The following is a 14,256-nucleotide window of genomic DNA, read 5'->3' on the forward strand; positions in this document are numbered from 1 at the left end:
ATGGATGCAACTAAAAAGCGTATTGCTGTCGCTCGATATGAAGAATTACAAATTGGTTATGGTCAAACAGTCAAAATTGATGACTTACAAATTGCCCTTTTTAAAATAACAGATGGTCGCGTATTTGCCATCGAAGATAAAAGTCCACATCCGAAAGGCGGCGTCCTTTCGGAGGGACTCGTTAGCGGAGAGTATGTATTTTGTCCCGTTTACGACTTAAAGATCTCATTAGTAACTGGTATGGTGCAAGCGCCTGATACAGGTCAGGTTACAACGTATGAAGTTGATGTTACGGATGGAGTAGTTTCTATAATTTTATAAAAAAAATGGCTAGCTACTCTGCAAGACGCTTAGTCGACACGAAAAAGAATGGTGAATGAGTGTCATGTCGTGCAGAGTTAAGGCTCAGCACCTACCAAGAATAATACAAACTTAATACCCGGACATAGATGACGAAGATTCTGGCTGGAATAATAGACTTAAGAAAAAAGACATTTGACACAAAGGCAGAGGCAAACAGATATAAATAAACAACACAGTGGGGGGATACAACCATGATGCAAGCAGGTAAAGTATATTTAGTAGGAGCAGGTCCTGGGGATATAGGTCTTATCACAGTAAAAGGTTTAGAAGCTATTCAAAAGGCAGATGTCATTTTATATGACCGTCTAGCTAATCCGAAGCTTCTAGACTTTGCAAAGCAAGATGCAGAATTAATATATTGTGGTAAGTTACCTAATCGTCATATTTTACGACAAGAAGCTATCAATGCCCTTTTAGTTGAAAAAGCAAGTGAAGGAAAGCTTGTAACAAGATTAAAAGGTGGCGACCCAAGTGTGTTCGGTCGTGTAGGAGAAGAAGCTGAAGCTCTAGCTGATGCTGGTATTCAATATGATATTGTTCCTGGTATCACGTCTGGAATTGCTGCTGCAGCCTATGCTGGTATCCCTGTTACTCACCGTGAGTATGGAAATTCGTTTGCTGTTGTGACTGCTCACGATAAGTCTAAAAATGGTCAGCCTTCTATTGATTGGGAAGGACTTGTCCGCGGTATCGATACGGTAGCTTTTTACATGGGAGTTGCCAATCTACCATATATTTGTGAAAATATGATCAAACATGGTAAATCTCCTCAGACTCCAGTCATTCTTATTCAGTGGGGAACTTTCGGGCGTCAAAAGACATTACAAGGTACGTTAGAAACGATTGCGGAGCTTGTACAACGTGAAAAATTCACAAACCCAGCGATTACACTTGTTGGAGATATTGTAGCCATTCGTGAAAAAATACAATGGTTTGAAAAAAAACCACTGTATGGTCGTCAAATTTTACTAGCTAGAACAACAGAAGGAAATAGTACGCTTGCAAAACAATTGTCCGATGAAGGGGCAGATGTTATTGAATTTCCGAAATGGAAGCAAACAAAAACTTCTATTGAGGCTAGTAAGTTAGCTACAGTAGTTGATTATGATAAAATACTATTTACATCACCAAATAGTGTGCAACATTTTTTCGAGCAACTTTTGGATGCTCAGTTAGATATTCGCTCTATTAAAGCAGAATTGTATGGTGTTTCTAGTAAATCTGTTGCCGCTTTAAAAGGAAAAGGATTACTTGCAAAACTAGCTGTTGATATGGAAAAACAAGGCTCACTTTTAATAGTTGGTGATGATACTATTGAGCAAAATGAGATATATTATACGTATGAATACGGCACACACGATACTCTTATAACTAGCAAAAAACAGGTCGACGAAGCGTATTTCCCTATCTTTTTACGTATGCTAGAGGAAGCTGCTATTGATACGATTGTATTACCAAGTTCAGCATCTGTTTCAACGTTATATGAAGGGTTAAAAGGATGCGGTATCGATAAGAATGATTTTTTTAATAATAAAAAAGTAATATGTATGGGTCAACAGACGCGTATGATGGCAGAATTAAATCAAGTGTCGATTAGTACGACCCTTGCATATCCAACAGCAGCTACATTAATAGAGTGTCTTACAACAACACGTGAGGCGCAACTTGTTTCATTAAGCTAGGAGGATTCATATTGGAAGCAGTATGTTATATTGGACACGGCAGTCGCACAGAGCAAGGAAACAAAGCGTTTGTGGCATTTATTAAAGGTGTAATGTCTATAGTTGACGCACCTATACAAGAGTATGGTTTTATGGAATTGGCGGAACCTTCTATTCCTGATGCCATTGAAAAATGTGTAAACCAAGGCGCGACTGTTGTAAAAGTAATGCCAGTGTTATTATTGCCTGGTATACATGCTAACTTTGATATTCCAAGTTTTGTAGAAAAAGCACGTAAGAAATATCCAGATGTCACATTTTTATATGGGACACCGCTTGCGGGTGATGATTTAATGCTCGAAGTATTTCATGATCGCTTGCAGTCGTGCGGAGCAGTGGCGGATGAGAAGTCTGCTGTGTTGCTTGTTGGTCACGGGAGTCGCGATAATCAAGCAGCAGAAGCATTTATGGAATTAGCAAGCAACTATAGAAAGCAGTCTAGTTTTGAGGTGCATGTAGGGTATTTAAAAATGACAGAACCATTTTTCGGAGACGTACTTGAGGAAATGCTAAAGTCTGAAGAGTATACAAACATTTACGTCCTGCCATTTCTATTGTTTACCGGTGGTTTTGCAGAACAAATAAAGAAAGTAATATCTTACTATCAAGAGCATTACGAAACAAAAGTAATTTCACAGTGTGATCCGGTTGGATTTGATGAAAAACTACAGCTTTTACTAAAAAAGCGTGTACTTGAAGTGCGAGGGTGATAACGATGGACCCGTTATACCCTGTCATGCTTCATTTAGCTGGTAAACATGTAGTGGTAGTTGGTGGGGGCGTTATTGCAACGAGAAAAGTCATGGGCTTTCTTGAAGCAAACGCCTCTATTACTGTCGTAAGTCCGCAAGTTACTGAAAGGCTGCAGTTTTTAATTGAGGAAGGAACTATTGATTGGCGTAAAAAGTTATTTACTGACGATGACGTGGAGGACGCCTTCATGGTGGTTGCAGCGACAAATAATCGAGAGTTAAATTGTATGATACGCGAGTCATGTCAGTCGACTCAGCTGTTTCTGAGTATTGATGATCCTTTACAGTCTGACTTTGTTGTTCCATCTGTGATACGTCGTGGTAAGCTTACTTTAGCAGTTTCTACGGGAGGAGCAAGCCCTAAGTTAGCTGCAAAAATCCGTCGTGAGCTGGAAAATATGTACGACGATACATACGAAGCATACGTAGAGTTTTTATATGAATGTCGACAAGTAATTTTAAGTAAAGTTTCAGATCCATCTGTAAAAAGTAAACTGCTTGCAGAGATTATAGATGATCGTTTTAGATTGGCAAGTAACCGCGACGAACTATTTCAACAGTTACTTGATGAGTCTATGGAATAGCGAGGGAAAGCTTATGAGTTATGGGATTACATTTATTGATTTCCTTAGATTTCTTGATATGTCTGTTAAGCTCTATAACGAGCAAATTGCCCTAAACGACGGCGAAATGATTGCTCTCCGCAATATATTTCGACAGCTAGATGAAAGTGAGAAACAGTTTATTCGGGAAAAGTATGGAGAAGAAGTAGATTTTCTTGAAAACTACCAGGGCGTTAGAAAGCGTAAAAATAAAGACTAGGAGATTGTCCCAATATTAGGGGCAATTTTTTTTGTAGAAAGTAATTGTAGAAAGTAAGGAGGGCTGTTCATCGGGGTGATGAGAAGCTTTCTTTGCGTGATTAGTCCTGTTCTTTGTCTGGTGGCTGTGACGAGGTAGTGCTATTCAATATGTATTATGTAAAGGTGGAACAGATTGCAGGTGCAATTCTGTAGGAGACAGCATCGAATCCAGAATTAGCGCATAAACCTCAGTATTTCACGCATAAACCCCGGGAATTGACGCATAAACCTCAGTATTTCACGCATAAACCTCGAAAATTGGCGCATAAACCTCAAAATTTCACGCATAAACCCCAAGATTTGGCGCATAAACCCCGAAATTTCACGCATAAACCCCGGGAATTGGCGCATAAACCTCAAAATTTCACACATAACCCCCGGGAATTGACGCATAAACCTCGGGGTTTGGCGCATAGCCCCCGGGAATTGACGCATAAATCTCAAGATTTCACGCATAACCCCCGGGAGTTGACGCATAAATCTCGGGGTTTGGCGCATAAACTCCAAGATTTGGCGCATAAACCGCAAGATTTCGCGCATAAACATCGGAAAATGGCGCATAAACTTCAAGATTTGGCTCATAAACTTCAAGAATTCACGCATACACATCAAGGTTTCACGCATAAACCCCGGGAATTGACTCAGAAATCTCAAGATTTCACGCATAAATCTCAGAAATTGGCGCATAAACTCCAAGATTTGGCGCATAAACCCCGGGAATTGACGCATAAATCTCGGGGTTTGGCGCATAAACTCCAAGATTTGGCGCATAACCCCCGGGAGTTGACGCATAAATCTCGGGGTTTGGCGCATAAACTCCAAGATTTGGCGCATAAACCCCGGGAATTGGCGCATAAACCCCGAAATTTCACGCATACCCCAACTCTCGAAGTCAAGTTCTAAATCTTGAAACTACACAGCACATATAGGCTAATGCACACTCATATATATAGGTAAAAACCTAAGGAGCAATTGCTATGCAATCTGAGAACCGAAATATAGTGTTACCAAGAGTATTAAGTTTATTTCCAGCACCCGTTAGAACAGTAAATGGAATCGAATGGGGTTATATAAACAGTAAAGGTCGCTTTATCATTAAACCACAATTTAGTGTGGTAATGGATTTCCAGGATAATGGTTTTGCTATTGTGTCAAAGGAAGGTAAATATGGTGTAATCAATGAGAGCGGTCAATTTATTGTCAGACCGAAATACGAAAGCATCATGCCTTTTTCACAAGGGCTTGCAGTCGTTACCACTGAAAAGGGATATAGTGTTATTAACGAGAAAGGGAGAATCATAACACAAAAGGCTTACAAGTTTATTGGAGATTATGAAAACGATTTTGCTTTAGTCGCAGATACAACAGAGGAATATCCATATGCCTATGGATACTTAAATAAGCGTGGAAGAGTTGCTATTCCTATTCAGTTTAAGGGCGCTACTAATTTTTATGAGGGAGTAGCAGTTGTGCAAAAAGAGGATGACAAGTTTGTACTCATTAATCAACAAGGAGACATTTTGAAGGAGTATGACTACCCATTTGTCGGTGAACACACAGGTTCATATCTTGTTTTTCAGCAGGAAGAAGGAGGATTATACGGATATATTGAAGAGAATGGTAATGTTGTAATTAGCCCGCAGTTTCAATTCGCTCAACCGTTTCAGCATGACCTTGCCGTAGTTACGGTCCCGAACAAAGGTGTAGGGCTGATTGATTCCGAAGGGAAATTTATACTCAAGCCAAAGTATTCAGATATTAAGGTGCTGGATAAAAAGCGATATGCTGTAGGTAGGGCAATTAATAGTGAAAAACCTTATTTGGGAAGTGTTTACGCCGTTGCTGATGCAAACGGACAATTTCTAAGCGAATTTATATATTATGATATAACGCCATATATGAATGGCTTCGCTTCAGCTAATAATAAACAGGAGACCTTTTTTATAAGTAAAAGCGGACAAATTGCGGAAGGACTACCTGTTTTAAAGGGCGTAGGATCATTGCACTTAGAAGGGGACGTTGTTAAGGCGGTAATAGATGACATAGTTTCCTACTATACTCGTGACGGAAAACTGTTATATAGAGAAAATATGGTTATTACATTAAACCGTCAATATGCTGTTAAAGTTAGAAAGTTTAAGCCAAATACTAATTATCTAGTATATTACCCACAAGTACAAGGTATGCCGAATGGCACGATGGAACGGCGTGTAAACGAAGAATTAAAGGAGCTCTCGAATGTAATAGACATAAAACCGGATAAGCAATTGGAATACTCATATGAAGGCGATTTTAGTATCCAGTTTTTTAAAAAGAAATTGCTCGTATTAAAATTGTTTGCTTATAATTACCCTTTTGGTGCGGCTCATGGAATGCCATCGGAAACGTATCCCCATATAAATCTTCAAACGGGGCAATTTCATAATTTAAGCGATCTATTTAAGGAAGACAGTCGGTATATTGAAGTATTAAGTGACGTAATACAAACTCAAATTGATACGAACTCTGAATATGACTATGTATTTCCAGACAGTTATAATGGAATTAGACTTGATCAGCCCTTTTATGTGAATGAAAAAGCAGTGTATATATACTTTGAACCGTATGAGATTGCTCCTTATGCAGCGGGATTTCCGACTTTTCGAATACCATTTAAGGAGATTCACGATATCATTAACACAAGTGGTTCTTTCTGGAAATCATTTCATTGAAAACGGCGGTGAACAAATGTTTACCGTCTGTTTTTTATGGGAAATTGATATAGTAGTAGGGCAGGTCAACGTTAAAATACCTTTTGCTATGTCGAAAATGCATGTTCAGGAAAAAGAGCGGGTCATGAGCGGCAGCATTACACATTTGTAGCGAAATTTGTCGCCTAGTTAGTTTGTGCTTCTAGTTAGTCAAATAAATTAACAAGGGAGAATTAAACAACAAAATAGGTACATGGTAAAATAGAGTTATGTTTCATATGAGAATAGGGGAGTTATTATGATACAAATTGTTGCAATAGACCAGCAACATAAAAAGATGCCGCATATTACACTCGATACCATATTTTCACCTGATGTTGCATGGTTTTGGGTGGATATGAGTCAGCCAACTAATGAGGAGATTAACGAGTTATCGAAAACGTTCAAATTTCATCCTTTAGCAATAGAGGACTGTATACATAAATTGCAAAGACCAAAGCTTGATTATTATGGAGAGTACACGTTCTTTGTAACACATGCGTTAAATCAGTTAGAAAAAGAAGAAATTAATTTTTTTGTATCTAAAGATTATATTGTTACCTTTCATCATCAAGATTCGAAGGAGATTAACCGTGCATGGAACCAGCTTGTGTCGAGTAGTGATATAAGTACGTGGGGATCTTATTATGTGTTTTATCAAGTTGTCGATAAAATTGTTGATAATTATTTTCCAGTTGTATATGGAATAGAAGACGAGCTTGATGAAATTGAGTCCAACCCTTCGGACAAGTCCATGGAAGAATTACTAGAGCATTTGTTTGATATTCGACATGATCTACTTACGTTGCGACATACGATTAATCCAATGAGAGATTTATTATATAGAATGCTAAATTCTCATCATTTACAAGGAATTCGTGAGAGGGTGGAATATTTCTCAGATATATACGATCATCTACTAAAGCTTGTTGAGATGGTAGATTCTAATCGCGAAATAACAATGGATATTCGTGATAATTACTTATCAATCAACTCTCATCAAACGAATAAAGTTATGCAGATATTAACTGTTATTACGACTATTTTCATGCCACTGACTTTTATTGTTGGTTTATATGGCATGAATTTCGAGTATATGCCTGAATTGACATGGAAGTACGGGTATTTTGTTACATTAGGAGTCATGGCTGTTATCGGTGTTGGAATGTACATTTGGTTTCAACGAAAAGGTTGGTTTCGGTAATAGTTAAAGAGGCTGTGACATAAGTGCCTAGCACCTCACTGAACACATTATATGTACGCGCTTATGTATTTGGTGCGCACAATTTATTGCGTCGTTGGGTGCCTGGCTCTTTGTTTTGTCCCAGCCTCTTTATTTTTATTCTATTGGTTTTCTGCAATTCGGACACAGGTTCTTTGAATAGTTCCGGTCAATTCTTGAGTTGCAATAAATACATGCTTTTCGAATCACAGGCTTGTTTTCTAAATCGTTTGAGTATGCATAGCCTCCTGTAACAGCTTTAACCATTAGACTCGCTCCAAAGCCTAGAGCTAAGCCAGCAACTATGATGGCAACATAAAACATACTTCTAACTCCTCTCATCTAACTCTTCTTTAAAACAGTAAAATTATAACATTTAAAACACGGAAAATATTTCCTAAATTTGAACACAAATTGAACATTTTTACTAGATTCATTGTAATCGGTTGCACAACTAATTATAATAGAACATGTTGAGAGGAAGGAGTTTTTTTTATGAAAAATAAATATTGGCTTGCTGGACTTGTAGTCATATTAGTCGTTGTTATTGCTGTTATATCAACACAAATTGGCAAAGAAGACGGAGCTGTTAAAGAGGAAACAAAAATGGAATTGCCTGAAAATGTTAGTAAAATATCAGGCGGAATAGAAATAAAGGCTGGAGAAGATTCATTAATTGTGCAATCGTGTGCACAAGAAATCATAAGGGTTAATTACATACCAGCAGGTGTAGATCAGACTGATTCCCCTATTATGGGTGAATATGATTGTGAATCAGCTGAACCAGAGGTCTCCTCGGATGATACAGCTATAACTTTAAAAACCGAGAATATGATTGCTAAAGTAGATCGTGCTACTAATAAAGTGGCTGTATACGACGTTGATGAAAACCTACTACTTAAAGAAGTTGATGAAACGTTTGATAGTAGTCGTATTAATTTCGAGTATACTATTGGTGATACCTTTTACGGAGTAGAAGGATTTAGTGCATCTGCTAAAGGAACAGAGCGTTATATGGAGGCTCCAACTTTCGGAACAGTATCAGCTGGGATTCAAGGTGGGAATGGTGCTCCATTACTTTGGAATGTAAATGGATATGGCGTTTTAATAGATACAGAAAAAGGACGATATAGTATCGATGAAGGCAAACTAGGTTTTGATGTGTTATCACAGCCAGACCTGGAATATTTCGTGTTAGCTGGTGAACCTAAAGATATTATGTCATCAGTAGCATTTTTAACAGGAAAGCCACCGATGTTTCCGAAATGGGCACTAGGTTTCATTAATAGTGAATGGGACATTGATCAAGAAGAATTACTAGATATTGTCCAGACGTACCGTGATAAAGAAATTCCGCTAGATGTATTCACACTAGATTTTGATTGGAAAGCATGGGGAGAGGATCAGTATGGTGAATTTCGTTGGAATGAAGAGAAATTCCCAGCTGGTCCAACAGGCGAACTAAAAGAACAGATGGATGAACAAGGTGTAAAAATTACGGGTATTTTAAAGCCACGTATTCATGTAGAAACAGAGCAAGGGGCTTATGCAACTGAGCAAGACTTCTATTGGCCAAATAAAAAAGCGTATGCTGACTATTTTTCGAACAAACGAGTGAATGATTTAGATTTCACAAAAAAAGAAGTTCGTGATTGGTACTTTGAACACTTAATTCCTGCATTTGACCAAGGTATTATTGGTTGGTGGAACGACGAACAGGATGTGGGTTATTCATCGATGCAAGGATTACGTATGCAGCAAATGCTTTACGAAGGGCAACGCGCCTATACAGATGAACGTGTTTGGTCTATAAACCGTAACTTCTTCTTAGGAGCGCAAAAATATGCGTATGGATTGTGGTCAGGAGATATAAATTCTAATTTTGGTTCAATGGCAGCGCAACGTGAACGCATGATGACAGCCATTAACAATGGTGAAGTAAAGTGGGGTATGGATACAGGTGGTTTCCATGGCACGCCATCACCTGAATTATACGCACGATGGATGCAATTTGCGGCGTTCACACCAATATATCGTGTGCATGGTGGAGAAGGTGAACAACGTCAGCCATGGGTATACGGAGAGCAAGCGGAGCAAATAGCGAAGGAAGCAATTGAACTTCGTTATAAGCTTTTACCATATATGTATGCATATGAACGTGAAAGCTATGAAACAGGTATCGGTATTGTGCGTCCGCTAATGTATGACTATCCGGCTGATACAAATGTAGAAAACTATATTGATGCTTGGATGTTTGGTGACTACTTATTAGTGGCGCCAGTTGTTGAAAAGGAACAAACGGAAAAAGACATTTATTTACCAGAAGGTACATGGTTCGATTATACACGTGGTGATACGTATGAAGGTGGTCAAACGATTACGTATCAAGTTAATGCGGAAACATGGGAGGACCTTCCTCTGTTTGTTAAACAAGGAGCAATCATACCGACACAGGATGTCGTCCAGTATGTAGGTCAAAAACTAATCGATACAGTGTACGTCGATGTATTTCCATCTGAAAAAGAAACAACATTTACGTATTATGATGATGACGGACATACGTATTCTTATGAGACAGGTGAATTTTTCAAACAACCAATCTCCACAGTAAAAGAAAACGATACTATCACAATCCGACTGGATGATGTAGAAGGAAGCTACCAACCTGAATTAAAATCATACATTTTCAAGGTTCACGGATTGTCGGGTAAAGAAGTAACTATGAATGGCGAACAGCTACAAAAATCAGAGACGTTAGTTGAAACAGAATGGACAACTGATATCGACCAATTTGGAGATGTCACGTATGTAAAGGTTGAGGCAGGTGAAAAACTAGATTTACAAATAAAATAAACATAAAAGACTTGAGGGACTAGAAAAGCCTTCAAGATTGAACAAGTAATAACTCCAGAAAAGAAGCTTAGAAGAGATTTTAAGCTTCTTTCTTGTAATTACACCCTATGGTGAAATGACAGCTATGAGCAATGTCAATCAACGCTCGTATATAGTTGGTGACACATTCATTGCTTCTGGTGATACTTTTTATACAAATAATGGTGACATATTTTCATATATCTTCTCATTTTTCTTCCTTTTGTTGCTAATAATATCCGAGAGAAATAAAAAACATCAGTAACTAGTGGAGGTGAACTTTTTTCGTATGATATTCCTGTTTTTTAATACCTAATATTATTACCAGGTGTTAAAAATACCTTGACTCAATATCACTGTACTGATAGTATTAACCATAACAAAATTAGGAAGATATGTTTGAAAGGGGTCAACTCATGAAGGATTTGCATTCGTTTGCTTGGTATGCAGCAAAAATATCGCCATACTTACCGAAGGAAGCTTTTAAACCTGTACCTGCGAGGTTGTTTGGAGGATTAGCGTATTTCCTTGTCATGTTAGCGGGGATCATTTCTATTAGTTTGTTTTCGTTACCTATTTGGGCGAATTTACTTATTTCTGTAGTTATCGGTTTGAGTTTTGCTGGACTAGGATTTCTTGGGCACGAAATATTACATGGTACTGTTGTTAGAAAGCCTTTGTTACGAGATTTCTTAGGGGCTATTGCTTTTTTTCCTTTTAACACGGGTCCGAAGCTATGGAGAAAATGGCACAATTTAAATCATCATGTTCATACGCAGCATGAAGAACATGATCCTGATACATGGGCAACGGCAGAGGCTATTGTAAATAATAGATTTTTCCTTATGCTTTTTAAAATACCAAAGTTTATTCGCTCCATTGGATATGTATTATTTTTATGTATTAATTTTACTGTGCACTCAACAAGAATGTTTTTTACCTTCATAAAGGACTTTAAAAAGGATAAACGTTACTACGTCGTTTTGGAGTGGTTGTTGCCGTGGGCTACATGGATTGCGCTCTTTGTCATCTTAGGTCCATTTAAATGGACATTCGCATACTTAGTTCCAGCTCTGATTGGTAACTTTATTGTAAGTAGCTATATAGCAACGAACCATAACTTAAATCCACAAACACCTGTCAATGACCCCCTAGCCAATTCATTGTCAGTCACTGTTCCGAAATGGGTCAATGTACTACACTTTAATTTTTCATATCATACAGAACATCACTTATTTCCAGGGATGAGTTCAAAATTCTACCCATTGGTTAAAGAAAAAATTAAAGAGATGTGGCCTGAGCGGTATCATGAAATGTCCATGCAAAGAGCTATGATCACACTCATAAAAACGCCACGCATTTATTGGAACGAAATTGATCTAGTTGATTTACGGGCGAATATGGCGTATGGATCTCTAGGAGCAGGGTTAAATCCTAAGGAGCTCCAAAAACGTAATATTGATCTTATGAATGATGTTGTCGAAATAAAAAACAAAATGCTTTCAAAAGGTAAATAATTTAATAAAAAAGCGACGGCTTGTATTACTCGGCCGTCGCTTTTGGCTTACGAAAGATCATAAAAAGTATAAGCATACTGATTGCTATAATGATACTTATTGTGTAAGCGGTATTTGAAATTAGAGTTACATCCGCTTGTTTCAGACCGATACCTATAAAAGCCCAGATAAAGACACCAGGAAAAAGGAAGTCGCGCTGAGTAGTAGTAAACAATATAGCAAGTATTCCAGCGACAATAAGCATAACAAATGTCCATGTAACATCTGAAAGTCCCCAACCACTCCATTCAATATATACAAGATAATAGCTTATGTTAGCGATGGTAGCTACGCTAATCCAGCCAAGGTATATTGAAAAAGGGACTAGTTCAAGGAAGGTTGCATTATAGTGCTTTGCTGTACGGTATAACGCTATTAAAGTCAGCAGTAGTAGCGTCATCATAATCACTGATAGTAAAAAATATTCGTAATGCCAAAAGATAATCCACATCGCATTAAATGAGCAGCTAATAACAAAATAACTGTATGTATTTTCATATAACGGTTTCTTCCATCTTTTTTTGAAAAATTGGGCAATGACCCAGATTCCTAAAAGTAAATAAATTAGGCCCCAAATAGAAAATACATAATTAGCGGGAGTGAACATGACGTCAAGTCGATTGGCAATTTCTCCGGTGGTTTGTCCATTCAGAGGCAAAATATTGGCAAGTGCATTTATTGTAATAACAAGTATGTACGCGATAATAGTTAAAAATAGCTGCATAATGTCCCTTCTTTCTTTATTATTTATACTATAAATTGTATTCTCGTAAATTATCAATATACATGCTATATTACAGTCTAACAGAATGGAGTGAAAGAATTTGCGAAAATCAACTAATACAACTGTGATGCATAGTTATCCAGGTATGGTGGCACTTGTGACAGCTTCCTTTGAAGGAAAAGATAATATAATGGCGGCAGGTTGGCACTCATATATATCGTATGAACCCCCAATATATGGTGTGGCAGTTGGGCGAGAACGTTATACATACGAGTTAATTTCAAAGTCTGGTAAGTACGCGATTAATTTTTTACCTTTTGAAAAAGCCCAGTTTATTCAACAAGCGGGCACAGTTAGCGGACGTGACTTTGATAAGTTATTAGGTGTTGAATATGAACGTGGTTTAACAACACAATGCCCTATTCTTACAGATGCCTACATAGCTTATGAGTGTAATGTTATTGATATTCGTAGTTATGGAGACCATGACTGGATTGTTGCCGATATAACAAATTTTTATAAAGATGACACACTATTTCAAGACAACGGACTTGTGGATTTAAATAAGCTAAACATTCCTTTGTATCTTGGTCGATCTTCTTATGCAAAATTAGATGAAATCACAAGAATAAAAAAATGCAAGTTTTAATAGGCCCTCTTCAAGGGTTTTTTTTTTTTATATTTTATAAAAAAAGTATTCCACTATTATAAAGAATAGTGTAAAATATCTGTAAATTCTGTTATTTGGAAAGGGGCAGGTGGGTTAGTAACTGAATCACCCGAAATACATTGTTAGTATGAAATAAATATAAAAACTTAAATAGGGGGAATGAAAAATGAGATGGTTCGCGATTGTACTATTTGTTTTCACTTTAGGATTAACGGGGTGTTCAGGAGCAGGAGAATCAGATGCAACTGCACTTAAACCTATGCAGTATGTTGGAAGTGACGCGGAACTCATAAGCTTCTTTAAAGATAACGGTGTTGAGTTAGCAAGTACAGAGGTTATTGATGTTAATAAAACAGATGCAAATGTAGTAGTTATTGACTTTAACATGATTGATAAAGTAACTAAATCTCAAGTAATTTATGCATTAAGTAAAGATTTTGTTGTATATGTTGTAAATGTTGAAGACTCCAAAAAGTTTGCAAGTGCCTACTTAACTGGCAGTCAAGACCTAGAACCAAGCTATGACTTTGTACAGTTAGGGTTAGAAAACTACAAAGTTAACTTTACCCCACATACCTTCAGTGATAACCCATTCCAAAGTATATTTGATGTTGTAAGTCAGCCTCAAAGCGAGGAATAAAACCAAACTAGAAAACCGGCTACTAAATTGTAGTCGGTTCTTTTATTGTGTAAAAGGAAGGTGAGAATGAAAAAAAGGTTGAATACTACAGTGAAAACGAATAATATATTAGGTGTTGTTTAAAAATATTCGTGTTTTTTGGAGG

The 14,256-nt window shown here is 37.5% G+C and carries 14 protein-coding genes; 11 read left to right on the forward strand and 3 right to left on the reverse strand.

The window, feature by feature from the left end:
* From nirD to EJF36_RS03400, 5 genes are all read left to right on the forward strand, one after another.
* Nucleotides 1-321 carry a nitrite reductase small subunit NirD gene (gene nirD, locus EJF36_RS03380; RefSeq protein ID WP_125905016.1) on the forward strand — a complete coding sequence of 107 codons (321 nt, stop codon included), beginning with the start codon at nucleotides 1-3 and terminating at the stop codon, nucleotides 319-321.
* 233 nt (nucleotides 322-554) lie between these two features.
* Nucleotides 555-2,045, forward strand: a complete 1,491-nt coding sequence (gene cobA, locus EJF36_RS03385; RefSeq protein WP_260471818.1) for a uroporphyrinogen-III C-methyltransferase — start codon at nucleotides 555-557, stop codon at nucleotides 2,043-2,045.
* Nucleotides 2,046-2,056: 11 nt separating this feature from the next.
* Nucleotides 2,057-2,794 carry a sirohydrochlorin chelatase gene (locus EJF36_RS03390; protein ID WP_185806799.1) on the forward strand — a complete coding sequence of 246 codons (738 nt, stop codon included), beginning with the start codon at nucleotides 2,057-2,059 and terminating at the stop codon, nucleotides 2,792-2,794.
* Nucleotides 2,795-2,799: 5 nt separating this feature from the next.
* Nucleotides 2,800-3,420: an NAD(P)-binding protein gene (locus EJF36_RS03395; protein ID WP_125905018.1), complete on the forward strand. Its 621-nt coding sequence runs from the start codon at nucleotides 2,800-2,802 to the stop codon at nucleotides 3,418-3,420.
* A gap of 13 nt (nucleotides 3,421-3,433) precedes the next feature.
* On the forward strand, nucleotides 3,434-3,658 hold the full coding sequence (locus EJF36_RS03400) for a hypothetical protein (RefSeq protein ID WP_125905019.1): 225 nt from the start codon (nucleotides 3,434-3,436) through the stop codon (nucleotides 3,656-3,658).
* 215 nt (nucleotides 3,659-3,873) lie between these two features.
* On the opposite strand, the gene EJF36_RS03405 is transcribed toward EJF36_RS03400, so the two are convergent.
* Nucleotides 3,874-4,575 (reverse strand): hypothetical protein, encoded by a 702-nt coding sequence (locus tag EJF36_RS03405; protein ID WP_125905020.1) that lies wholly within the window; start codon nucleotides 4,573-4,575, stop codon nucleotides 3,874-3,876.
* Nucleotides 4,576-4,676: 101 nt separating this feature from the next.
* On the opposite strand from EJF36_RS03405, the gene EJF36_RS03410 reads away from it, so the two are divergent.
* Both EJF36_RS03410 and corA read left to right on the forward strand, forming a co-directional pair.
* Nucleotides 4,677-6,410, forward strand: a complete 1,734-nt coding sequence (locus tag EJF36_RS03410) for a WG repeat-containing protein (protein ID WP_125905021.1) — start codon at nucleotides 4,677-4,679, stop codon at nucleotides 6,408-6,410.
* 277 nt (nucleotides 6,411-6,687) lie between these two features.
* Nucleotides 6,688-7,632, forward strand: coding sequence for a magnesium/cobalt transporter CorA (corA, locus tag EJF36_RS03415; protein ID WP_125905022.1), 945 nt, complete (start codon nucleotides 6,688-6,690; stop codon nucleotides 7,630-7,632).
* A 135-nt stretch (nucleotides 7,633-7,767) separates the two neighbouring features.
* On the opposite strand, the gene EJF36_RS03420 is transcribed toward corA, so the two are convergent.
* A complete protein-coding gene (locus tag EJF36_RS03420) occupies nucleotides 7,768-7,974 on the reverse strand; it encodes a hypothetical protein (RefSeq protein ID WP_125905023.1) in 207 nt (68 codons plus the stop codon).
* A gap of 171 nt (nucleotides 7,975-8,145) precedes the next feature.
* On the opposite strand from EJF36_RS03420, the gene EJF36_RS03425 reads away from it, so the two are divergent.
* Both EJF36_RS03425 and desB read left to right on the forward strand, forming a co-directional pair.
* Entirely contained in the window at nucleotides 8,146-10,503 is a 2,358-nt protein-coding gene (locus EJF36_RS03425; RefSeq protein ID WP_125905024.1) for a TIM-barrel domain-containing protein, read from the forward strand.
* Between the two features lie 434 nt (nucleotides 10,504-10,937).
* A complete protein-coding gene (desB, locus tag EJF36_RS03430; protein ID WP_125905025.1) occupies nucleotides 10,938-12,038 on the forward strand; it encodes a Delta(10) desaturase DesB in 1,101 nt (366 codons plus the stop codon).
* A 25-nt stretch (nucleotides 12,039-12,063) separates the two neighbouring features.
* On the opposite strand, the gene EJF36_RS03435 is transcribed toward desB, so the two are convergent.
* On the reverse strand, nucleotides 12,064-12,801 hold the full coding sequence (locus EJF36_RS03435) for a TspO/MBR family protein (RefSeq protein ID WP_312028252.1): 738 nt from the start codon (nucleotides 12,799-12,801) through the stop codon (nucleotides 12,064-12,066).
* 100 nt (nucleotides 12,802-12,901) lie between these two features.
* Here EJF36_RS03435 and EJF36_RS03440 point away from each other — a divergent pair, with 100 nt between their 5' ends.
* Together EJF36_RS03440 and EJF36_RS03445 are read left to right on the forward strand one after the other, a co-directional pair.
* Nucleotides 12,902-13,450, forward strand: coding sequence for a flavin reductase family protein (locus EJF36_RS03440; RefSeq protein ID WP_260471819.1), 549 nt, complete (start codon nucleotides 12,902-12,904; stop codon nucleotides 13,448-13,450).
* A gap of 187 nt (nucleotides 13,451-13,637) precedes the next feature.
* Nucleotides 13,638-14,111 carry a hypothetical protein gene (locus EJF36_RS03445; RefSeq protein ID WP_125905026.1) on the forward strand — a complete coding sequence of 158 codons (474 nt, stop codon included), beginning with the start codon at nucleotides 13,638-13,640 and terminating at the stop codon, nucleotides 14,109-14,111.
* Nucleotides 14,112-14,256 lie beyond the last annotated feature (145 nt).

This window comes from Bacillus sp. HMF5848 (genome assembly GCF_003944835.1).
GTDB lineage: Bacteria > Bacillota > Bacilli > Bacillales > HMF5848 > HMF5848.

Coding starts and splice junctions, on each gene's coding strand:
- EJF36_RS03410 (WP_125905021.1), top strand. CDS start 4,677: ATGCAATCTGAGAACCGAAATATAGTGTTACCAAGAGTATTAAGTTTA.
- EJF36_RS03445 (WP_125905026.1), top strand. CDS start 13,638: ATGAGATGGTTCGCGATTGTACTATTTGTTTTCACTTTAGGATTAACG.
- EJF36_RS03400 (WP_125905019.1), top strand. CDS start 3,434: ATGAGTTATGGGATTACATTTATTGATTTCCTTAGATTTCTTGATATG.
- desB (WP_125905025.1), top strand. CDS start 10,938: ATGAAGGATTTGCATTCGTTTGCTTGGTATGCAGCAAAAATATCGCCA.
- EJF36_RS03395 (WP_125905018.1), top strand. CDS start 2,800: ATGGACCCGTTATACCCTGTCATGCTTCATTTAGCTGGTAAACATGTA.
- cobA (WP_260471818.1), top strand. CDS start 555: ATGATGCAAGCAGGTAAAGTATATTTAGTAGGAGCAGGTCCTGGGGAT.
- EJF36_RS03420 (WP_125905023.1), bottom strand. CDS start 7,974: ATGTTTTATGTTGCCATCATAGTTGCTGGCTTAGCTCTAGGCTTTGGA.
- nirD (WP_125905016.1), top strand. CDS start 1: ATGGATGCAACTAAAAAGCGTATTGCTGTCGCTCGATATGAAGAATTA.
- EJF36_RS03435 (WP_312028252.1), bottom strand. CDS start 12,801: ATGCAGCTATTTTTAACTATTATCGCGTACATACTTGTTATTACAATA.
- corA (WP_125905022.1), top strand. CDS start 6,688: ATGATACAAATTGTTGCAATAGACCAGCAACATAAAAAGATGCCGCAT.
- EJF36_RS03425 (WP_125905024.1), top strand. CDS start 8,146: ATGAAAAATAAATATTGGCTTGCTGGACTTGTAGTCATATTAGTCGTT.
- EJF36_RS03405 (WP_125905020.1), bottom strand. CDS start 4,575: ATGCGTGAAATTTCGGGGTTTATGCGCCAATTCCCGGGGTTTATGCGC.